A 20,912-nucleotide genomic window follows, 5' to 3' on the forward strand; every position below is an offset into this window, starting at 1 on the left:
CTGTTCGTAAGAAGGAAGGACTTACCATTGCGCAGGCGGCAGCGCATTTTTGCGTGGGAATTGCCAGCGTGACGCGCTGGGTGAAGAATCCCAATCCCAAGCAGACCCGTAACAAACCGGCGACGAAGATCGACATGATGGCGTTGGCCCGTGATGTGCAGGCGTTTCGACCAGGTGTAAGCGAAAAAGGTATCGGCCACGCGCTGCGGCGTATGAACATCAGCTATAAAAAAAACACTGCAGCATCCCAAAGCGGACGAAGACAGACGGCATACCTTCCAGGAGACGATTAAGGCGTATAAGGCTCAAAACCGCGCCATCGTCTATATTGATGAGAGTGGTTTTGCTCACGATATGCCACGAACACATGGGTATGCGCCCATTGGCAAGCGGTGTCACGGTGTGTGTAATTGGCATGCCAGAGGCCGCGTCAATGTGATCGGCGCGTTGATTGGCAAATGTCTTCTGACGGTGGGATTGTTCAAAAGCAATATTGATGCAGATACTTTTTTCGGCTGGACGGTACACGATTTGTTGCCAAAACTCCCGCCAGCATCAGTTGTGGTTATGGATAACGCGACCTTCCACAAAAGACAGGATATTCAAAATGCAATCACACAGGCCGGACATACGCTTGAATATCTGCCAGCATATTCACCAGACCTTAACCCCATTGAGCACAAATGGGCACAAGCCAAAGCAATCAGAAAACAACAAAACCAAACCGTTTAGCAACTCTTTAAAATTGAATCATTTTATGTGACGTAGGCTATAGTGGGGACACTGGGGACATTGGGGACAGGTTCTTGAAACCCTTTATCCATGCGGATTTCCATCTTCTCATTTTGTCCTCAATCAGTTTTTTGGGACTGGGGACAAATCGCAGAATTGGGGACAAAGTCTTTTTTGAGAACTTCACGAACGAACCAGTCTTGAGTAATCATAGGTCGCCACCCTCAATAGCGCGGCTGTTTATGATGTAAGCCCATACTGTTTTATTTAAGGCCGCTATCCTTGGCTTCTGTTGTGTGCGATCATTCCCAGGGGTTAGCCATCCCTTGTTGGTGAGCGTTGCAATTGCGTACTTCAGTTCAAATCCTTTGCAAAGCTCACCCTTGAACGCTTGTGATTCAACAAGATATTGAGTCTCACCATCTTCGGTTCTGGTAAATCCTGAACAGCTATGAACCTTAGCCAGCTCATCAGGGGTAGCATCGTGAGCGGGAAACCGACTGCCACCATATGTTTGCAGGTAGGCCGATACCTGATCCAGCAATGCCTTGTCATCGTGTCCGACACCACCGCCTGATTGCGCTAGCCAATCACTGAAGCATCGATGTGTCGCAGATAACGCTGAACCCTTTTTCCATCCGGTAACGCCGTACTTTGTCGCCAACTCGCCAGCATAAGCCACTAGCGCGAACCGCTCGGCAACCCTGCCAACTTCTGGCGGATGATTAGCGGGCAGATTGAAGCTGTTAACGATAGCCCTTATCGCCTCTTTAACGCCAGGCGCAAGCGCCAAATAGTCACCGGTCAGTTTTTCAAGAAACGCTACGCCAGCCGTCCCGTAATATTTACGTGATGCCTCCTTCATCTTCCCCGAAAACTCTTTACCGTCCGTGCACCCGTGAAGTTCTTCAATCGTGTACCAACCTGAACCGGTATCACAAGGAATGCTGGGCAACCTCACCGCTTGCCCTCCCTTGGCTTTTTTCCCCGTACTTTCAATATGCTGCGTCAAGTCAATCTCGCCTGAAGATAGCAATAGAGTTTTCCAGGTGGTCAATGGCCTTGCGTAAGCCTCCTTGCTCATCCGCTGTTTACCTTGACCGTTCGCAATCAAATATGCGGCTTGCCCTGCTTCCCTTGGGTCGATTTGTCCAAGATCATCAAGAATCAGAATGTTGTGATTTCTCGCAAGGCAAAGCGCCTCCAGTCCATTTGTCGTAGTGCGCCACTTTTTGGCGAATGAGTCAGGATGTCCCCACACACTTGCGGCAGGATCAATCAAGGTGCTGGTCTTGCCTTTAGATGTTTGCCCCGTAAATTGAAATCCGCCGCCAGACTCACCCGCAAGTTCAACCAGCACGCCAGCAAATGAACAGCTTATAGAGAATGTCATTCGGCTATTTTCAGCAGCCATTGATGCAATGTTGGCTTTCCATTCGTCCAGCGTGCCTTTTTCTGAAAAATCAGCCGATGCCGCACCTTGATAGACAATCATGTCATCGCCGCTTTTGTTGCCGATCACGCGCGAATTGTGAACATATCTGCCGCTACTCCATCCTACCCGATCAATGCATCGCGCTCTCTTGTCTGCTTTATGAGTCAACACGTAATCGCACAGCAGCTTTCTTGCTTTCGAGTTGGTGCTGATAATCAATCCCCCACTCGCAAGCATCTTTCTAAACTCGCTCTGATCTGTCGATTGCAACAATTCAGCAGGACATGCCCACGTATGCTCGTGATTGTCGTTGTCACGCCATGACAAGAGCCGTCCCCAATTACTTTGGCTGTAGTCTCTCGTTTCGGCAAGCACCTTTAGCGGGGCACACAGCCACGTATAAGCCGGGTCTCCATCTTCGTTTTCTTCGGTGAAATACACTCCATTTCGACGGCCTTTTTGGTACTCAATCACCTCGAAATTGGATTTGTCCCCACTTGTCTCCACCTCATTTTTTTCATTTGGAGACAAATCAGAATCGTCGAAACCCGCATGAATGCTTGATTCTTCGTTTTTGTCCCCATTGTCCCCAGTGTCCCCATCAAAATTAACATGGTCTGCGTTTTCTTCAGGCAGATAATGAAGAACATCATTGTCATCGTAATAAGCTTGTTCCACCATTTGCTTTAAGCTGGTCATTTTCGCCCCTCCAAATATTGCAACGCCTCATTAATGCGCTTGCAAACGTCAGTCAGATAATCCACGTCTGACTGACAAGGCTTTTTACCATTAAGAAGAAAGTCATTAATGGCGATCAAAACAACCAGCAAATCCTTTTCGAGGGCGTGCAGCAGCTGCCAAGCGCTAAATCCGCTGCGCTGTTGTTTTTCATAACGTGGGTTGTCAGCAAGAGGGAATAGCGCTGACGGATCAATACCGAGCGCATTAACAATATCAAGGCCTTTTGCGCCGCAGGCATGACAATACATGACGACAACGCCATCAGGTTTTACAGTTACCGTCATTGACGGATTTTTATCGTCGTGAACTGGACAGCAAGCAAGATATCGACCTTCACCGACTCGCTTAACTTTCTGTAGATGTGGTAAAATATCGACTCTGTTTTGTTTCAAAGTCGTTGTTTTTAAAGGAGCGTTCATGTCGGCGCTCCTTTTTTATTGGCCACTGCGGCTTTTCTTGATCTGAGCCGCCAGCCATTCGTCTATCTCGTGCTCAACCCATCCCACCGCTTTAAGTCCCACTCTAATAGGCTTGGGAAAAGTCGGGTCATACTCATGTGGCCGCTTCGGATTGAGTTTCATCTTTCCGTAGATCGTTGAACGCGAAAGTCCAAGACGAGCCTCTACTTGTTTGCGTCGAAGAATTGCTAATGATTTTTTGATTTGCGCTGCCATGTTTAATCCTTTTTTGTATTCACCGGAATATACCGGCGTGAACAGGATTATTAAGCACGGAAATAGGCCGTTTTGCGCCATTTTCCGTGTTTTGAACCACTAAAACCACCCTGCCTTCATTTGAGTCGATGACAAGATCAGAATGACGCATGGAGATAAGTTCACGCGAATGCGTGTATTGAATTTTGTTCATGATGTGTGCTCCGGTTCGTTTTATGAACCGCCATCACTCTTTGCGAGAAGTGGTGGCAGACCGAAACAGGGTCGCAAATCCGGTGGAGCACCGGCAAACCTTTCGGTTTCCCTGTCCAGCCTGCCATAAGAGGAACAACAGGCGAAATAATAGTCGTATTAAGTTTGCGACCATTTGCCGCTCCAATCAGGTTTGCGATCCTGACCACGTTTATCTCCGTGGCAAAGAAAGGATAAGTCTAGCGCGATTACAATGTCAAGGAATGGTCAGGAAGATTGAAATGCCTTGCCAAACCTGCCAATGATTACCTTGCGGCCTTCCTCAATCTGGCTATCTACGAAGTCAGCCCACCATTGAAGCATTCCTCGCCGCTGATCAGCATACTGCGCTCGGTTATAAACACCTCGAATACCCTTGGTTTCGTGAGCCAAGCATTTCTCAATCCAGTCTGAATTGAAACCTGCTTCATGCAAGTGAGTTGATGCTGTTCGACGAAAATCATGGATTACAAAATCACGCACGTCGATATCTAGCGCTCTCACCGCAACATTAAGGGTGCTGTGGGCTATAGGTTTGTTCAAGCTGCCCCGACTAGGGAATACCCACTCTGAACCGCTTGCTAAACTCATTAATTCCTCAAACATTGCTAGCACCTGCCGGGACAATGGAACAAGGTGTGGCTTGTCTTTCTTCATGCGCTCACTGGGGATAGCCCACTCCGCTTTGCTAAAGTCTATTTCTTCCCACTTGGCTTCGATCAGCTCAGTTTTTCGCACCATGCACAAAATCAGCAAATGCAGCGCTAATTTGTGTGACCGATTTATGCTGGACTGGTAGATACCACGAAGCAGTTTCCCAATTTCAACTGATGTCAGAGCTACATCACGACTCTTGGCTTGAGCAATGAATTTCGCCTCAATCGCTGCTGCTGGGTTAAATTGAGTTTTCTCACGTGCAATGGCGTAGGCAAATAACCGCTTCAATACATTGCGGGTTTGCAGTGCCATTTGATCGGCTCCACGGTTCTTGATCTTGTCGGTAATTGCCAGAATGTCGGTTACGGTCACATCGGCTATTTGTTTCATGCCTATTGCTGGAATTACGTCTTTCTCCAGTACCCGTTTGATGTTACGCGGATTACTGTTCGCCGGTTCCACGATTTCAGAATACCAGCGCCAAGCGAACGCCTCCACAGTGTCAACAGCCTTTCGAGCTTCTTGCTTAGCTTTAAGCTTTTCGTGGGTTTGAATACACCAGCTTTGAATGAAGCTTTGCGCCAGCTCCTTGACGGTAGGGGAGGCATCGTAAGGGATAGGGTCACCACGCTTCAAAGCCATGGGGGATAAACCACGTCCGGCCAGCGCCTTGCAATTCTCACGCCATGTTCGGGCCTCGGCAAGGGAGTAGGTCGGGTAGTCGCCTAATGTGACTTTCTCTTGCTTCCCGACCAGCCGATAACGCATTCGCCAGATCTTCGTGCCGCTAGGTTGTACCTCGATATGTAGCCCGCCGCCGTCAGATTCAGAAAAAGTCTTATCTGCTGGTTTTAACATTCGCAGTTTCACATCCGATAAAGCCATAATCCACCATCCTTTCAGGGAACAATTCTGATTATGTTCCCTAAGTAATTCTTATATTTGGGAACAAATAAATAATCAGGGAACAATTGTTTAAAGCTCCTATTTATAAGCCTTAAAACTTATTAAAACTGTCTATCCATTCTACTCAACTTGATTTGTCGCAAGAAAAATAGTACCAATTTAGCTATCTTCTGGAAAAATGTTCCCTTAATAGGGAGCAGACAAATAATCAAATGGGAACAGATCAGGGAACAATTTTAACCGGATTAGGCCGGAACAAACAAGACAATTACAGAATGGAAAGACGTTATTTAAAAGGTTTATCAGGTGGTTATGTTGAATATACCGGAAGCGCCCGGAAGTTTAGTTATTTCCCAATACAAAAGCGGGAAAAAATTTCACCCAGTAAATCATCTGCGGTGAATTCTCCGGTAATCGAGGATAATGCGAGTTGTGCGAGCCGTAATTCTTCTGCCAGCAACTCCAATTGTCCGTCACATTCCATCGAGGAAACTGCATTATCAAGATGTGCCCGCGCTTTATTCAGTGCCTGCAGATGCCGCTGCCTCGCCATGAACAGACCTTCTCCCGCAATATTGGACTGCCAGCCGATTATCTCGAGCATTTTCATGCGTAATAATTCCAAACCGGTGCCTGTTCTAGCAGAAAGATAAACAACTGGTTTGCCTGATTCTTCCTTAATCCGGGCAGTTTCGCCTATTAAATCAATCTTGTTATAGATAGTGAGTAGCGGTAGCTCGGCAGGCAAGCTTTGCAGTACTTGCTGGTCTGCCTCCGTCACTCCGTAGCGGCTATCGATCAGCAACAGCACCATATCCGCTTTCCTAATCGCAGCGTGGGTGCGGGCAATACCGCTTTGTTCAACGATATCCATAGTTTCCCTCAAGCCGGCAGTATCGATGATATGCACCGGCATACCTTCAATCTGAATTAACTGCTGAATTGTGTCGCGTGTGGTGCCGGCTATTTCCGTTACAATGGCCACTTCATCGCCGGCTAACCGGTTCATCAGACTGGATTTACCGACATTAGGCTGTCCTACTAGCACGACTTTGACCCCTTCCTGCAGCAAGCTGCCCTGACGGGACGAGATCAAGACGCGTTCCAGCTTTTCACGGATAGTATGTAATTGAGTTGCCGCATGTGCTGACTCTAGAAAATCGATTTCCTCCTCTGGAAAATCCAGTGTGGCTTCGACCAGCATGCGTAAATCGATCAGTGCATTTACCAGCGCCTGGATGGTTGCGGAAAAATCTCCCTGCAAGGAGCGCATGGCGCAGCGCGCAGCCCCCGCGGTACTGGCGTTGATCAGATCCGCCACACTTTCAGCCTGAGCCAGATCAAGTTTATTATGCAGAAAGGCGCGTAACGTAAATTCGCCTGGCTCAGCTAATCTGGCGCCTAAGTGGAGACAGCGCGATAACAATAAATTGATTACCGCCGGGCCACCATGACCTTGCAATTCGAGCACGTCTTCGCCAGTGTAAGAATGCGGAGAGGGGTAATAAATGGCAATGCCTTGATCAATCGGTTGACCATTTTCATCAAGAAAATGGCTTAAATGTGCGCTACGAGGGTAAGGTATCAAGCCAAGAATAGCTTGAATAATGGATTGTAAATTTTTACCGGAAAGCCGGATGATTCCGATGCCACCACGCCCGGGTGGCGTTGCGATGGCAGCAATGATGTCATTGCTTTGCATATCATTCTTGCGTGTCAGTGAGCGTCCATCAATCGAAAGACGCTCACCCATACCGAACCTTATTTAAGGTTTTCTTTTTTCTTTTACTTTCTTCTTACTGGTGATTGTTTCGGCAGTAGGTTGACCGTACATTCGGGTGATCTGCCACTGCTGCGCAATAGATAGCACATTGTTCACCAATGAATACAATACGAGACCAGCCGGGAAAAAGAAGAAAAATACACTGAACATAAATGGCATTATCTGCATGACCTTTGCCTGTATTGGATCAGTCGGCTTGGGATTCAATCTATGTTGAACGAACATTGAAATCCCCATGAGAACAGGCAGTACGTAGTAAGGATCAGGGGAAGACAAATCCGTAATCCACAATGCAAGCGGCGCATAGCGCAGCTCAACAGCAGCCAGCAATGTCCAGAATAGCGCGATGAACACAGGGATTTGCACCAGAATAGGAAGGCACCCGCCCATCGGATTGATTTTTTCTTGTTTGTACAGCTCCATCATCGCCTGATGCATCTGTTGGCGATCGCTTTTGTACTGCTCCTGGATGCGTTGCAGCTTAGGCGTCACTAAACGCAGCCTTGCCATCGATCGATAACCTGCTGCAGACAACGGGAAGAATAAAATCTTGACTGTCATCGTTAGCAGGATGATGGCGATACCCCAGTTACCAACCCACTCGTGATAAAACGAGAGCAGCCAAAATAACGGCACAGCAACCACCGTAAGCCAGCCATAATCGACTGTGAGCTCTAGCCCAGGGGCCAATTCGGCCAGTTTATCTTGTTCCTGCGGACCCTCATAGAGCGGCATCGTCACACTTGTTGTTTGACCAGGCTCAATTGCACTAACTGGAACGATCACACCGGCACTGTATAAATTGTCACTTATCCGTTTTGCAAAAAACTCGCGCGGTGTTTTCTGTTGTGGCAACCAGGCTGAAACAAAGTAATGCTCCAACATGGCAATCCAACCATTGTCGGCATTTTTGGGATAATCTGCTTTATTTTTATCCAGATCAGAAAACTGTATTTTCTGGAATTTTTCATTTTCAGTATAAATAGCAGCACCGAGGTAAGTAGGAATCATCATGGTCGCACCAGCAGGTGGAACGTTATCCCGCAATATCTGGAAATAAGCAAAGGGTCGAATTGTTGCTTCTCCTAGATTTTGCACCTCAAATTGAACGTCGATAACATAGCTTCCACGATGGAAAGTGTAGATTTTAGTAACCTGCACGCCATTTACTTCCGGTGCGACAAGACGCACGACAACCTTGTCCTGATCAGCTGCTAGTGTATAGTCACGCGTCCCTGAATCCAGCTTGTATTCCGTCTTATGATTAGGCAGTCCATCGCCAATCAACCCGGATTGCGCTACGCTAATGTGAGAAGCCTGACTTTGTAGTAATGCATAAGGGATATCTTTACTTTCACTGGATGGGTGCTGGAGTAATTCGAGGCGGCGCAGATCCCCGCCTACAGTGTCAATTTCTGCCACTACCATATCAGTAACGACTTTAATTTGCTCGCCTGTTGCCAGCAAACGCGGTGTTGCTACCAATGGCATCCCCTCTGTCTCTGGCAGAGGGGTATTGTCAGACTGGGAAGAAATCAGCTCATCGCCTGGAGCAGGAAGCGCATTTTTACTTTGCTGAGACGACGCATTTTCTGTACTGACCGCTAGGTCAGCAGCTAAGTTATCTAGTCTCTCCCGCTCTTTTATCCAGGCATCCCAAAGAAATAGCAGCGATGTGCTAAAAATGATGATCAGTACAATTTTTTTTGTTTCCATCTTGATCCGGTCAAACTAGTTATAGCGATAGTTTTTTGTTAAAAAGTCTTTAAGGAACGGGGTCATATCCACCTTCATTCCATGGATGACAACGTAAAATACGACTTATGCTTAATTTCATTCCATTGATAAAACCGTATTTGATTAACGCCTCTCTTGCATAATTTGAGCAAGTTGGGCTGAAACGACAGGAGGGTGGAAAAAAAGGGCCAATGCAGTATTGATATAGCTTGATAAGACCGATCATCAATCGCGCCATTGTTGCATCCTAAGTTTAAGTATGAGCATCTTGGCTTCCTGCCTGATACGAATAGAGTCAATCTGAGTTAATGCGCGTTGTAGCCGAAAAACACAGTCCATGTTGTCTAATTCTTGCTGATGTATGCGAAATACTTCTCTCAATAAGCGTTTCAATCGATTTCGCTTGATTGCTTGTCGCACCATTTTTTTTGCAACAATCAATCCCAGCCGTGAATAATCCAAATTACTTGGTTTTACATAGAGCTGGAAAAATTCACCACTAACCATGCGCCTAAAACGAATAACAGATTGAAACTCCGCTGCTTTATGCAAGCGGTGTTTCTTAGATAGTGAATAAATCCTCACTTAACCATTCGATCATGGCACGAGTTGTGTGTATAAAATGGCAACTAGACACTCAAACGGGCCCGGCCTTTGGCTCTGCGTGCCCGAATTACTGCTGTGCCACCGCGGGTTCTCATGCGTACAAGGAAACCGTGCGTACGTTTTCTGCGAATAACAGATGGTTGGTATGTGCGTTTCATTTTGTTTTGGGTTTGCTTATTTAATTAATTGGATAATACTGACTCAATAGAACCGCATATTACAACCTGTTATGACTATTGATGTCAACCATATTTTTATGATTTGTCCTATATCTGGCTGATGGCTCCGCTCCATGGCAATACCTGTACACTGGTACACTTGAACTAATTGGATCTTAAATCAATAATCGCTGCCTGCGCGTATTTAAAGAGCGTAGTTTTGCATTCACTTTCAGGAGTGCTTACATCATGACAAATAGGAATATAACCACTATGGATCAACGATCTCAGGATCGTCGGGCGAGCATGCCTTTTTTCTGCCTTTATCAATTGGGAATCAAAAAAGGAAAGCGCGTTAACAAACGACGCGCTGGAGCAGGCCCCGCATATGTTGATCGTTATGCAAACCATCTCATGCTTTGTATCATTGCAATTATTTTACTCAGCGCAATCGATGCCTTATTGACGCTCAACATTTTAGCTGGGGGAGGAGTAGAGCTTAATAGCTTCATGGCAATCCTGATTGAAGACAGTCCAGAAAAGTTTGTTCATTTCAAACTCGCATTGACTTCGCTGGCATTGGTTTTTCTAGTCATTCACCATCACGTTAAACTGGTTGCAAAGCTACATGTCAAGCATCTGCTGTATTTAATATTATTTGGCTATCTCACATTGGTCGGCTACGAAATTGTACTGCTGTCAGCTATGAGCAATGCTTGATAAACTGCTCATTGTAACCACCGAGTCAAATTGAAAAAAATTACGATGGTTAATTTGCTGCAACAAAATAGCTGGCGACCTTTTCTAGATCTTCCAGCGCGAGTGTGCCTGCAGCTAATCGTAATCGTAGATAGGCAAGTAAATAACTATATCGTGCTTCTGCCAGATCAACCTGGGCGGAAAACAACTGGCTTTGTGCATTCAGCAAATCAAGATTAATCCGTATACCTCCCTGGATACTTTTCTCAGTAGCTTGCACCAGCAGGAGCGCTGAATCGACTGCTAGCTCTAGGGATTCAATTCGTTTAATACTACTTTGCAATAATTGGTATTGCCTGCGCAACTCCACTAATACTCTATCGCTCATTGCATCTAAATCAGCTTGGGCGCGTGCATGATTCGCTTGCGCTTGATTAGTGGTCGCAACCACTCTCCCGCCTGCATATAAGGGGAAGCTGACTTCTACACCGACACTGGCAAAAGTCGCATCACGATTTGGTACAATAAAAGATGCAGAGTTTTGTTTGTTCAGGCTTGCTACCAAATCAACGCGAGGTGTATGACCAGCACGGCTTTTTTTCACCTCAAGTTGGCTGGAAGTGACGATATGGCGCTGGGTCACCAGTTCGGCATTGCGTTCAAGCGCCATCTCGCGCCAACTTTCAAAATCAGGTGGATGAATCGGCTGTGCTTTAAAAGAACCGGATAATGAATCAAGCTGCATCACTTGTTGCCCTACTATTTTTTCTAAGGCTAAGCGGGCGACATCCAGCTCATCTTGCGCTTCAATCACTTGGGCCTGTGACAATGCATGTCTGGAGAGCGTTTCAAGCACATCTGTCTGCGTGCCTTCACCTCTCTTCAGCATATGTTCATTAACTTGCTTCAGCTCCTCCAACGCTTTATGCTGGGCATTCGCTAAGAAGAGTCGATCCTGTGCAAGCAGTGTTCTGACATAAGCTTCCACTAGCCGCACGACAAGTTCATAACTCTGGCCCAAAAATTTGGCTTGACTGGAATTGGCGCGTGCAAATCCTTGATCATAGCCAGCTGCTGCCTCCATATTTAGCAATGGTTGCCGCAATGTCAGTGTGGTTACCTGGCTATTAAAATCGAGATCTGATTTGTTCGTTATTGTCCTGTTAAATTGATCAAGTTCATCTATTTTTTGTGTGCCCCGGCTCATTCCTTGCAAATGAGTAACAGACAAAGTTGGTAGTAGACCAGCCCGGCCAAGCGCAATTGCTTGCTGACCAGCTTCATTTTCATGAGTTGCCGCACGAAAGGTCGGATCATTCCTTAAAGCAGCTTCATAGGCGTCTAATAAGCCCATTGCCTGAATGCCCCCCACCTGCCACAAGAAGGCAAGAGTGAATACCGATGATGGGGGGAGCTTCTTAAATAAGCGCAGCGGCACGGCTAATCTTCCACAAGCGAGGTATGAATCCGATCGAGAATGGGCTTTAGCAGGTAATTCATCAGCGAACGCTCGCCGGTTTTTACAAAAATTTCTACCGGCATGCCTGCACGTATTTGCAGATCAGCAAGTAGTTTCATGCCTTCCGGCATTACTTTGGCTTTCAATTGATAATAAGGCATCCCCGTTCGCTCATCGGTCAAACGATCAGCCGACACGGTCGTTACAACACCGGGTATGCGCGGAGTTTTGTTTTGATTAAAGGCAGTAAATATGAGATCTACGTCTAGCCCAGTATGCACTTTGTCAATAAGATGAACCGGTACTTGCCCCTCAATAACCAGCATATCTTCCGATGGCACAATATCCATCATGCGAAATCCTGGTCCAATCACACCACCACGGGTGAAGATATTTATCCCTACCACAATGCCCTCTACCGGCGCTTTCACTAAAACGTTGGCCAATTCGAAATCTTGCGCCAGCAGTCGGCTATTGAGCGCTTCGGCCTCCCGTTGCACATCTGTCAATTGCTGGCGAACTTCCTTCTGATGCTCCTCCAGGCGCTGTACCCGGCGCAGATTAAGCTCTGAAATTTGACGCTGGATACGGCCGATATTACCGTTATCTTCGGAAATATCACCATTTAATTGAGCATAAGTACGTTCCAGTTCGAGCACACGATTCCTCGGCACAAAGCCGTCTCGTGCTAATTCCCGCATATTATCGAGTTGCTCTTTCAGAAACTGCAATTGCTGTTCCTTGCTTGCGCGCGATGACTCTAATCCGCGCAACTGGATAGTTAAACCCGCAATATTTTCTTCCAGCGCGGCCAATTCATGTTTCAATACTGATTTGCGCGAGGTAAACAACTGTTGCTGCAACGCGATGCTACTGGTTGCGCGGGGATCATTTGTGGCAGAAAGTAGAAAGGGTGGAAAATCGATCTCAGACTTATTATCCCGCTCAGCTATCAATCGTGCTTCGACAGCCCTGGCAGTAATGAGTTGGCCGCGTGTTACTTCTGCCTGCGCCTTAACCTGAATATCATTCATTTGCACAAGCACCTGGCCGGCTTTGACTCTGTCTCCTTCCTTCACCAGAATATCATCTACAATACCACCTGTTTGATGTTGAACTGCTTTGCGATTAGTCGCTACCATCACTGATCCAGAAAGGGGTACTCCTTTGTCTAATGGTGCAAATATTGCCCACAGCAAAAAACCACCGACGCCAATCAGTACGATCCACCAGCCAATGCGTGCATGAGTTGTTTCATCCGTCTTGATCAGGCTTCCTGTATCTGTTAGCGCAGTTTCAGTCGTTGTTATATCCTTTTGACTTATGAGCTTCATATCTCTCTTCTATTCCTGCATCGTTACACAACGTGACAAAGTCATTAACTTATATAGCAAGTTTATTCATCTCCCTGTTTGCTCGTCAGGGGCAATGATGTCAAACTGGAATATACCTCATTAAGCAATCTGCTCCTTAATCTGCCGTTGTGCTAATAGCGCTTGCTGCGCCGCCTGCTTTTGTTTATTCAATTCAGCCAGAACTTGGTCAGTAGGTCCAAACATCTGAAGTGCACCTTCACGCAATAGCAGTAGCTTGGTCGTGGCAGAAATAATACTCGTGCGGTGAGTGATTACTACAATCGTTTTACCACGGTTACGCAAATCAACAATTGCCGCCAATAAAGCGCGCTCACCGACATCATCCAGATTGGAATTAGGTTCATCCAGCACAATTAGTGAGGGATCACCATACATGGCGCGTGCCAGACCGATACGCTGTTTCTGTCCGCCGGACAGGCCGCCGCCGCCATCTCCCAGCAACGTATCATAGCCTTTAGGCATGCTCAGAATCATTTCATGAACGCCCGCCCGCTTAGCAGCCAGAATCACTTTTTCAGAGTCGATTTCGCCAAAACGAGCAATATTTTCACTAATGGTGCCAGCAAACAATTCAATATCCTGGGGCAGATAGCCAATATGAGGCCCCAACTCATCCTTATTCCACTGATATACATCGGCACCATCAAGTCGTACCTTACCTGCAGTAGCAGGCCACACACCAACCAGCAAGCGCGCGAGCGTGGATTTGCCCGAACCACTTGGCCCAATGACGCCTAATACTTCCCCAGCGCCAACTGCAAATACTAATCCCTTGATAATAGGCACTTTTGAGCCTGGTGGTGCTGCCACGACATTTTCAACCGACACTGCACCTTGCGGTTTAGGCAATGCCATACCAGGCTGGCGGTCAGGGTTTTCTTCGAGCAATTTGGTCAGTCGTTCATAGGCGCTACGAGTACTGCCAAATTGCCGCCAGACGCTGATCAGCAACTGGACAGGACTAATCGCTTTACCCAGTAAAATTGAACCGGCAATCATCATACCAGGAGAAATACTGTCTTCTAAAACTAGCAGCGCACCCAGTCCCAGCATCAGTGATTGTAACGCAACCGAAGTGGCTTTACTGAAAGCGCTGACAACACCTGATTTTTCACTTGCTTCTGCCTGTAAATTCAAAAAACGGCTATGGAGTTTGTACCAGCGTGTCTGTAAATTGGGCAGCATGCCCATTGCTTCAATCACCTCAGCATTACGCAGATTATTGGTCGCCATTGTGGTCGAGGCCACTGCCACAGCATTAGCCTCTGCGAGCAGTTTATGTGAAATTTTTTCGTTGATATAGGCTAGCAGCACCAGGACAGCCGTGCCAAGCAAAGCAAACACACCCAGCCAGACATTAAACAAAAAAATGACTAGAAGATAAATCGGAAACCAAGGTGCGTCAAAAAAGGCGAATAAAGCATTACCAGTCAGAAATTGGCGTAGATTGGTCAAATCTTGTAAAGCCTGGCCGGCATTACTATTGCCATGCCGCAAACTTTGTTCGAAAGCGGCAGTATAGACACGCTTGTTCAACTTCAGATCAAATTGCGCGCCTACCCGTATCAAAACAAAACTGCGGATATACTCCAGTGCGCCCATAAATATATAAGCTCCCAGCATGATCAATGTTAGCATCAGCAACGTCATTTCGTTACGGCTTGTTAATACACTGTCATAGAGTTGCAGCATATATAAGGCCGGCATCAGCATCAGCAAATTAATGACAGCGCTGAAGACACCAACCGTACGAAATGCACGCTTAAAACTGATTAATATCTCTGCAAGTTCGTTATAAGGTGTATTTTTTGCTTTCATCTAAAAATATTAATGAGCAACAGAATTTCCGGGATACCCACTGTGCCAGAAAAATCAGCTGCACTATCCATGTAAAATTTAGCCGTTGCGGCATATTGCCTGGCCTGACTATAACATCAAGTCTACTGTTATAGCAGAGAAGTTATTGTGAAGTTATTCATGTAAGGGCATTCTTAAACCATTCATCAGGGCAAATCCTCTTTCATCAATAGAAACGGCTTGGGTGCATAGCCAAAATCACGCGCAGCTTCTGCGTAATCAAAGACCAGATTACGATTCATTCGTTCAGCCATGGCAATTGTCCAGTGACGATAACGTGGTAATTGCCGCAATGTATTGACTACCAATCGAAAAAGCCAGTGCGGTATCGTTAACATACAGGGAGGCTGATCTAATGCTTTGAAGACTCGTTTAATCATTTCGCGATAAGTCAGTGTCTCCGCACCGCTAATATTATAAGCTCGGTTGATTACGTTACTTGCTAAGAAAGCAGCAAAGCAGGCAGCTGCAACATCCTCTACATGAACCGGTTGACGTAAGCCTTGCGCGCTTCCTAGTAAAGGAAAAAATTTAAAGCGCCGGATAAATCGGATTATTTCAGTAATATTTTTATCACGCCCCAGACCATAAATCAGTGTGGGGCGCAAAATAATCCATGTTACGTCACTCTTTTCAGCCCATGCCCGTAGCATTGCTTCTCCTTCAGCCAGGTGTTGTGCAACCTTTTTTTCTCCACTGTCAGAGGAGTCATCTTTGGTAAAGATACTTGTGGAAGACAACACCACAATTCTTTGTGCTCCTTGTGCGGTCAGAAAGTCGAAATAAGCCGGCAATGTCCAGATTGGTGCCAAATACAACCACGAAGTGATGTTGTTATCAGCTGGTGGGAGTTTTCCCATTCTTGCCATGTTAAGCTCATGTGCTAGCTGGTACCAGATTACTGCCGGATTCTGTCGCATGATTTCAGCTTCAACCTGGCGGCGGGAAAATGCCACGGCTTGCCAGCCATGCTGCGCTAACAATGGCAATACACATTTGCCTACAGAACTGGTTGCGCCAATCACCCCTATGCGCTGATCAGCCACGCCGCAATCCAGCAAAACTGCCAAGATGGCTGATCGTGTGAAAGGCTACTACTGCACCGAAACGCAGCCATATGCCAACAGTTACGAACCACATCAAAATACCAGGATATTGGTTACGAAAAAATTTCTGGTAAAAACGCACCATTCCTCGGTGTTTGTGCCACGCCACAAAAATCGGGCGAGCCTGACTGCATACTCCCTTGTAATGTAGTACCTGCACATCGGGAACAAATACTATCTTCCAGCCTTTCTGCCGGAAACGCATGCACCAGTCCAGATCTTCACAATGAAGAAAATAACCTTCATCCCAAGTGCCAATTTCTTCGATCGTTTCCCGGCGAACCAGCATCAATGCGCCTGAGATGGCTTCCACTTCGATTGGCTTCTCTGGCAGAGATTGCCGGTGCAGATGAAAATCAAAAAACAGCCGTGGCCAATATCTGGCCAAGCGATAAAGCCCCAGCACTCGCACAAGTGAACGCCAGGGAGTCGGGATCGCGCGCCGGCTACCGCCTTGCTCACTCCCATCTGAATTGAGCAGTCGCCCGCCAACCATCCCAATGCGATTATCCTGTGCCATTACTTGTAATAATCGTTCTACTGCACCAGGTGGTAACATGCAATCTGGATTCAAAAACAAAACAAATGGTGCAGTCGCTACTTTTAGACCGATGTTGCATCCCGCAGCAAATCCCCTATTTTTATCCAGGCAGATGACTTGTAAACGAGGTTCTGCTGGAAACCTTTCTGTTAGCTCAATTAAACTCGTATCAGAGGAAGCATTGTCAACAACGATTACCTGTTGTGCTTGCTTCAGCGCTGCGCCAATACAGCCGGCTAGCGATAAGCCGGCATTATAATTTACCGTTACGATAGCAACATGCGATTGATAATTCATTCGGCCAAACATCCTCTCACTTGGTCAATCCTGCTCAGCTAAAATCGATTCTACCGTCTGCTGAAAACGTTGCCGGTTACAATCGCGCTCAACGGCTTGTAATGCTGATAAGCGCTTGGCTGTCCACAATGCAGAATCGTTATAAAGAGCGAGGCAAGCTTTGGCAAAGCTTATGGCGCTATCACCTACAGCAATTTCATCCTGCCAGCCTAATTGGGATGCAATCAATGGCGTGACCACCATCGGCAATCCTTGCGCGGCTGCTTCGTGAGCTTTATGAGGAATACCGGCTGCAAATCTCGTTGGGACAATGAATAGCCGGGCGCTTGCATAAAACGCTGAAACAGAGTCGACCCTGCCATGAATGCGAACCCTATCGGAGGCAAACCCCAACACGGCTGGCGCTTCGCACAGGCCAATGATGTCGAGGTGTGCACTTCCCTGCGCGCTAATTATTGGCCATACATGACGTAAGAACCAAATCAGACTGTCCGCATTCGGCGACGAATCTGACGGCATCGCGCCGACGAATAAATAACCCGCACGTTCCTGGAATCCGGGCATTTTTTCAACGATATCAAGCGCATGTCCAAGAACAAATACATTTTCCTTACCATAGCGAACAAAATGATCTGCTTCGGCTTGTGAAACCGTAATGATACGGTTTGCATACTTGGTAATTGCCAATTCCTCGTGAATCAAAAGATCGCTTTTTTCAGGAGAAAATGGTTTTCCATTTACCTCCGCCTGCACAATCTCACGTAGGGAAAACATCGCTTCTGCATCGTAAACGAGCATTTTTCCAGAAAACCATTCTGGATGGCAGGAAACAATGCTGTTGACGACGACCATGTTATGGGGACGGCTGACAATGATAGCATGATAAAAATTCTGCCGCTCTTCAAGAAAATCCTGCAATCCAAAAGCACCGCGATTGGCAGCAATTTCAACGGTTTCCGGTAAAAATTTGCGTGCCTCTTCCCACAGTTCATGAGGAAACTGCAAAGGATAATGTGTTACGAAGCAGCCAATCTGATCCAGCGATTTGATAAATTCGAGTGCCCGCGGAAATCCGCTACCCAGATCGCGCCGTGGCAGCCGATCATCGATGAAAAGGATGCGCCGACATCCTTTTTTGAAGCGCTGCCGTGCAAATAATACATTAGAAGCTGATGGCGTCAATTGAGATTGCAGAAAAGCTGGTTGCTTGGAAATAAATACCGATCGGTTCTTTTTCTGCAAGGCAAAGGCGCGATCAGATTTAGCATCCGAGCTGGCGAATTCGAAATGGCGTATGCATACCGCAGGATCATAGATCACACGATAACCAGCCTGCCAAAGCCTGGCACAGTAATCACTTTCTTCGTAATACGCAGGAATGTAGTCAACATCGAATTGCCCCATCGATGCAAACAAGGCTCGGCGTGTCAGTAAAAATGCTCCAGAGCAATAATCCACATCCCTGACATGACTGAAAATCGAATCGTCGGGATCTTCGCCGCGGCCGTAGCCTGAGCAGCTGCCATCCTGCCAGATAATGCTGCCTGCCTCCTGAAGCTTGCCGCTCCATAAGAGAATTTTCCCTCCTACCGCGCCAGCATCCGGCGTATTCCTCATTCGTGTAACTGCCGCCGACAAAGCGCCAGGCAGCAGCACAGCATCATTATTGAGAAAAAGCAGGTATTCTCCGCTAGCGGCTTTGGCAGCACGATTACAGGCTAAAAGAAAGCCTTCGTTCTCATGATTGCGAATAATCTGCGCACCCTCGATACGGTCTAGCAATAAAGCTGTAGCATCTTCTGAAGCATTGTCGACGATAAGGGTCTCAAATGTAACCGAGCGCTCTTCTGCTAAAGCGGTAAGACAGCGGTATGTCAAGCCAGCCTGGTTATATAAAACCAGGAGAATGGAAACAACTGGGCTGGAGGATTCTGGCAGCTTTAATTTCTGATTTGATTCCAGGAATTTTAAAAGAGCAGCATGACTTTCTGCGCGTACAGCTTCTTTGTCGATGGAAAGCATCTCGCTGTGTTTACTTCCTGAAATCAATCCGCCTCCCCACAGTTTTTGCAGAACCCGTCCCATGGGGGATCGCAAGGCATAGCTGCGCAGGCGGATACGCAGCGTGCTATTAATCGGCAAAGCGTGATAAATCGCACGGCAAGCCCGGAAAATCGAGCGTCTGAGAAAACCGGATTTTCGTAACTTCGTCATTAGCCAGCGAAGCGGCGCAGTCAAACGCCAGGAAGTTGACGCCAGCAATGCTGTCCTGTCGCGCTCTAAAATGGCATAGGCATCCTGTAAACCTTGTAAGTCAGCTTTTATTTTAGCAAGGGAAGAACGGGACGTTTGAAGATCCCTATCTAGCATCTGTAATTTATTTTCCGTGTCCTGCAATTTACTTGTTAAAGTTCTCGCCTCTTCAGCACGTGCAAAAGCGATGGCAAGCTCATTCGATGGAATCTGTGCCCGCCATTTTTCATAGAAAAGGCTGCGTGCCTGCTGCACAAGATGGCTATCCGAGACATGGGAAAGACCCGAATTTCCGGCAAGACGATAGGTTGCGGATACTCCAGCAATATGCGTAAATGGGGTAGTGAGTGCAAGCTGGGCCCAAAAATCCCAATCCTCATAAACATCAAATTGTTCATCGAATCTGGCGCCAGACAACAGCAAGCTACGCTGGAAAAGTACAGCGTGAATCGGCATGAAATTCGCCTGCCATAAACGGGAGCGATCCCATTCCTCATCAAGGATGTACAGCTCATGAAAATGATGGTCGACTACTCTGACACCCGTGTAAACCACGCGCGCAATCGCTGTTTGCGCAGTGTGCACCAGCCGATGGATATGATCGGGATCAATCGTATCATCATCATCAAGCAACAACACCCAATCCCCTCGCGCATTATCAAGACCGGTATTGGCTGCGCTAACGCGCGATAAGCCGTTCTTTCCCTGGTTGACTAATCGCAAGATAATGTGAAAATGCTTCTCATTGAGTTCGCTATGGCGACCGCCTTTGGCATTGACAACGATGACCTCGATATTTGGATAAGTTTGTAATGCGACTGAATCTAAAGCATCTGACAGTGTCGGGCGATCCATGCTGCGAATGATGACGCTGACAAGCGGCATATCACGTGCATCCAAGGGCAATCCCAGCTCTTTTTGGCGGACACGTTCGGAGTGATAAAGTTTGAGCGCGTCATTGGCCAGCTCCTCGGCGGAAACCAAAACATAAGCTTCTGCAGCACTCACTTCAGCAGGCAGGGTATAAGTCCGGTAGCGATTGAGTGCGGCAATCCCCAGATCGTAACGCTGCTTTTCATTCTGTGAAACGAAGCATTGCATCGCCATCATCTTGCGTTCAGCAAGATTGCTGATATCCAGCAAGCAATTCGGACGCAACGGCATCCCGATTTCATATAATGCCAATCGGATCGCTTCACCCATTCTTCGTACGGCTTCGACTGTCGCCATTCCCACAGCGCGATGATCTGGATGCATCTCCCAAATAGAAGGAGCGTAAATTAGATCGGCCTGAGTGTCATTGACAACTTCTAAAATTTCCTGTACCAGCTTTTCGCCATAGCAGATCTCCCGGTCCCGATGCGGCCAGAAAATGGGCGCACCATACCCCAATACTTTGGCAGCCGCCTCACTTTCACGCTGCCGTTGAAGCGCATAGTCTGCGCGCTCTGCTGCTGGAACACCATGGCTACCGTCTGAAACCACTATGACACGTACCGGGATACCTTGCTCGACATGGCGCATGATGGCTCCGCCGCATCCGAACACTTCATCATCGGGATGGGGTGCCAATACTAATGCACTTTTACCAGGAATGAATAACGTCGCTTGATAGGGAACAAGCAGATTTTCCAATAATATCTTCTCTCTCGCTTAATGAATAA

The 20,912-nt window shown here is 47.1% G+C and carries 19 protein-coding genes; 3 read left to right on the plus strand and 16 right to left on the minus strand.

Annotation, left to right across the window (positions count from 1 at the left end):
• A partial coding sequence (locus tag J5I83_RS09310; RefSeq protein WP_304055273.1) for a transposase occupies window positions 1-293 on the plus strand: 293 nt, incomplete at its 5' end.
• On the plus strand, window positions 238-732 hold the full coding sequence (locus tag J5I83_RS09315; RefSeq protein ID WP_304055350.1) for an IS630 family transposase: 495 nt from the start codon (window positions 238-240) through the stop codon (window positions 730-732). The genes J5I83_RS09310 and J5I83_RS09315, both read left to right, overlap by 56 nt.
• A 208-nt stretch (window positions 733-940) precedes the next feature.
• On the opposite strand, the gene J5I83_RS09320 is transcribed toward J5I83_RS09315, so the two are convergent.
• The 10 genes from J5I83_RS09320 to rpmH all read right to left on the minus strand — a co-directional run bounded on the left by J5I83_RS09320 (window position 941) and on the right by rpmH (window position 9,660).
• Window positions 941-2,866, minus strand: a complete 1,926-nt coding sequence (locus tag J5I83_RS09320; RefSeq protein WP_304055275.1) for a DUF927 domain-containing protein — start codon at window positions 2,864-2,866, stop codon at window positions 941-943.
• Window positions 2,863-3,327 (minus strand): CHC2 zinc finger domain-containing protein, encoded by a 465-nt coding sequence (locus tag J5I83_RS09325; RefSeq protein WP_304055277.1) that lies wholly within the window; start codon window positions 3,325-3,327, stop codon window positions 2,863-2,865. The genes J5I83_RS09320 and J5I83_RS09325 overlap by 4 nt, the downstream gene beginning before the upstream one ends.
• A 15-nt stretch (window positions 3,328-3,342) precedes the next feature.
• Complete coding sequence (locus tag J5I83_RS09330) at window positions 3,343-3,582, minus strand: AlpA family transcriptional regulator (protein ID WP_304055279.1); 240 nt, start codon at window positions 3,580-3,582, stop codon at window positions 3,343-3,345.
• A gap of 19 nt (window positions 3,583-3,601) precedes the next feature.
• Window positions 3,602-3,775 carry a hypothetical protein gene (locus J5I83_RS09335; RefSeq protein WP_304055282.1) on the minus strand — a complete coding sequence of 58 codons (174 nt, stop codon included), beginning with the start codon at window positions 3,773-3,775 and terminating at the stop codon, window positions 3,602-3,604.
• Window positions 3,776-4,041: 266 nt separating this feature from the next.
• Entirely contained in the window at window positions 4,042-5,355 is a 1,314-nt protein-coding gene (locus J5I83_RS09340; protein WP_304055285.1) for a tyrosine-type recombinase/integrase, read from the minus strand.
• Between the two features lie 367 nt (window positions 5,356-5,722).
• Window positions 5,723-7,078 (minus strand): tRNA uridine-5-carboxymethylaminomethyl(34) synthesis GTPase MnmE, encoded by a 1,356-nt coding sequence (mnmE, locus tag J5I83_RS09345; RefSeq protein WP_304055352.1) that lies wholly within the window; start codon window positions 7,076-7,078, stop codon window positions 5,723-5,725.
• 63 nt (window positions 7,079-7,141) lie between these two features.
• A complete protein-coding gene (gene yidC / locus J5I83_RS09350) occupies window positions 7,142-8,875 on the minus strand; it encodes a membrane protein insertase YidC (protein WP_304055288.1) in 1,734 nt (577 codons plus the stop codon).
• Between the two features lie 49 nt (window positions 8,876-8,924).
• Window positions 8,925-9,134 carry a membrane protein insertion efficiency factor YidD gene (gene yidD / locus J5I83_RS09355; protein ID WP_304055289.1) on the minus strand — a complete coding sequence of 70 codons (210 nt, stop codon included), beginning with the start codon at window positions 9,132-9,134 and terminating at the stop codon, window positions 8,925-8,927.
• A complete protein-coding gene (rnpA, locus tag J5I83_RS09360; protein WP_304055291.1) occupies window positions 9,122-9,481 on the minus strand; it encodes a ribonuclease P protein component in 360 nt (119 codons plus the stop codon). The genes yidD and rnpA overlap by 13 nt, the downstream gene beginning before the upstream one ends.
• A gap of 44 nt (window positions 9,482-9,525) precedes the next feature.
• On the minus strand, window positions 9,526-9,660 hold the full coding sequence (gene rpmH, locus J5I83_RS09365; RefSeq protein ID WP_304055293.1) for a 50S ribosomal protein L34: 135 nt from the start codon (window positions 9,658-9,660) through the stop codon (window positions 9,526-9,528).
• Between the two features lie 273 nt (window positions 9,661-9,933).
• On the opposite strand from rpmH, the gene J5I83_RS09370 reads away from it, so the two are divergent.
• Window positions 9,934-10,380: a DUF5658 family protein gene (locus tag J5I83_RS09370; RefSeq protein ID WP_304055295.1), complete on the plus strand. Its 447-nt coding sequence runs from the start codon at window positions 9,934-9,936 to the stop codon at window positions 10,378-10,380.
• A 49-nt stretch (window positions 10,381-10,429) separates the two neighbouring features.
• On the opposite strand, the gene J5I83_RS09375 is transcribed toward J5I83_RS09370, so the two are convergent.
• From J5I83_RS09375 to J5I83_RS09400, 6 genes are all read right to left on the minus strand, one after another.
• Entirely contained in the window at window positions 10,430-11,797 is a 1,368-nt protein-coding gene (locus J5I83_RS09375) for a TolC family outer membrane protein (RefSeq protein WP_304055297.1), read from the minus strand.
• Window positions 11,798-11,799: 2 nt separating this feature from the next.
• Complete coding sequence (locus J5I83_RS09380) at window positions 11,800-13,152, minus strand: HlyD family type I secretion periplasmic adaptor subunit (RefSeq protein ID WP_304055299.1); 1,353 nt, start codon at window positions 13,150-13,152, stop codon at window positions 11,800-11,802.
• Between the two features lie 120 nt (window positions 13,153-13,272).
• Window positions 13,273-15,012 (minus strand): type I secretion system permease/ATPase, encoded by a 1,740-nt coding sequence (locus J5I83_RS09385; protein ID WP_304055302.1) that lies wholly within the window; start codon window positions 15,010-15,012, stop codon window positions 13,273-13,275.
• 185 nt (window positions 15,013-15,197) lie between these two features.
• Window positions 15,198-16,121, minus strand: a complete 924-nt coding sequence (locus J5I83_RS09390; protein ID WP_304055304.1) for an NAD(P)-dependent oxidoreductase — start codon at window positions 16,119-16,121, stop codon at window positions 15,198-15,200.
• Complete coding sequence (locus J5I83_RS09395) at window positions 16,090-16,995, minus strand: glycosyltransferase family 2 protein (RefSeq protein WP_304055306.1); 906 nt, start codon at window positions 16,993-16,995, stop codon at window positions 16,090-16,092. The genes J5I83_RS09390 and J5I83_RS09395 overlap by 32 nt, the downstream gene beginning before the upstream one ends.
• Before the next feature lie 24 nt (window positions 16,996-17,019).
• On the minus strand, window positions 17,020-20,883 hold the full coding sequence (locus J5I83_RS09400) for a glycosyltransferase (RefSeq protein WP_304055308.1): 3,864 nt from the start codon (window positions 20,881-20,883) through the stop codon (window positions 17,020-17,022).
• Window positions 20,884-20,912 lie beyond the last annotated feature (29 nt).

The organism is Nitrosomonas communis (assembly GCF_024102715.1).
In the GTDB taxonomy this organism is placed as follows: Bacteria; Pseudomonadota; Gammaproteobacteria; order Burkholderiales; family Nitrosomonadaceae; genus Nitrosomonas; species Nitrosomonas communis_B.

Bases quoted from the DNA above. Each gene is read 5' to 3' on its own strand.
- J5I83_RS09395 (WP_304055306.1), bottom strand. From the start codon at position 16,995: ATGAATTATCAATCGCATGTTGCTATCGTAACGGTAAATTATAATGCC.
- J5I83_RS09380 (WP_304055299.1), bottom strand. From the start codon at position 13,152: ATGAAGCTCATAAGTCAAAAGGATATAACAACGACTGAAACTGCGCTA.
- J5I83_RS09325 (WP_304055277.1), bottom strand. From the start codon at position 3,327: ATGAACGCTCCTTTAAAAACAACGACTTTGAAACAAAACAGAGTCGAT.
- rpmH (WP_304055293.1), bottom strand. From the start codon at position 9,660: ATGAAACGCACATACCAACCATCTGTTATTCGCAGAAAACGTACGCAC.
- J5I83_RS09385 (WP_304055302.1), bottom strand. From the start codon at position 15,012: ATGAAAGCAAAAAATACACCTTATAACGAACTTGCAGAGATATTAATC.
- J5I83_RS09340 (WP_304055285.1), bottom strand. From the start codon at position 5,355: ATGGCTTTATCGGATGTGAAACTGCGAATGTTAAAACCAGCAGATAAG.
- yidD (WP_304055289.1), bottom strand. From the start codon at position 9,134: ATGGCGCGATTGATGATCGGTCTTATCAAGCTATATCAATACTGCATT.
- J5I83_RS09330 (WP_304055279.1), bottom strand. From the start codon at position 3,582: ATGGCAGCGCAAATCAAAAAATCATTAGCAATTCTTCGACGCAAACAA.
- J5I83_RS09370 (WP_304055295.1), top strand. From the start codon at position 9,934: ATGGATCAACGATCTCAGGATCGTCGGGCGAGCATGCCTTTTTTCTGC.
- mnmE (WP_304055352.1), bottom strand. From the start codon at position 7,078: ATGCAAAGCAATGACATCATTGCTGCCATCGCAACGCCACCCGGGCGT.
- J5I83_RS09335 (WP_304055282.1), bottom strand. From the start codon at position 3,775: ATGAACAAAATTCAATACACGCATTCGCGTGAACTTATCTCCATGCGT.
- J5I83_RS09320 (WP_304055275.1), bottom strand. From the start codon at position 2,866: ATGACCAGCTTAAAGCAAATGGTGGAACAAGCTTATTACGATGACAAT.
- yidC (WP_304055288.1), bottom strand. From the start codon at position 8,875: ATGGAAACAAAAAAAATTGTACTGATCATCATTTTTAGCACATCGCTG.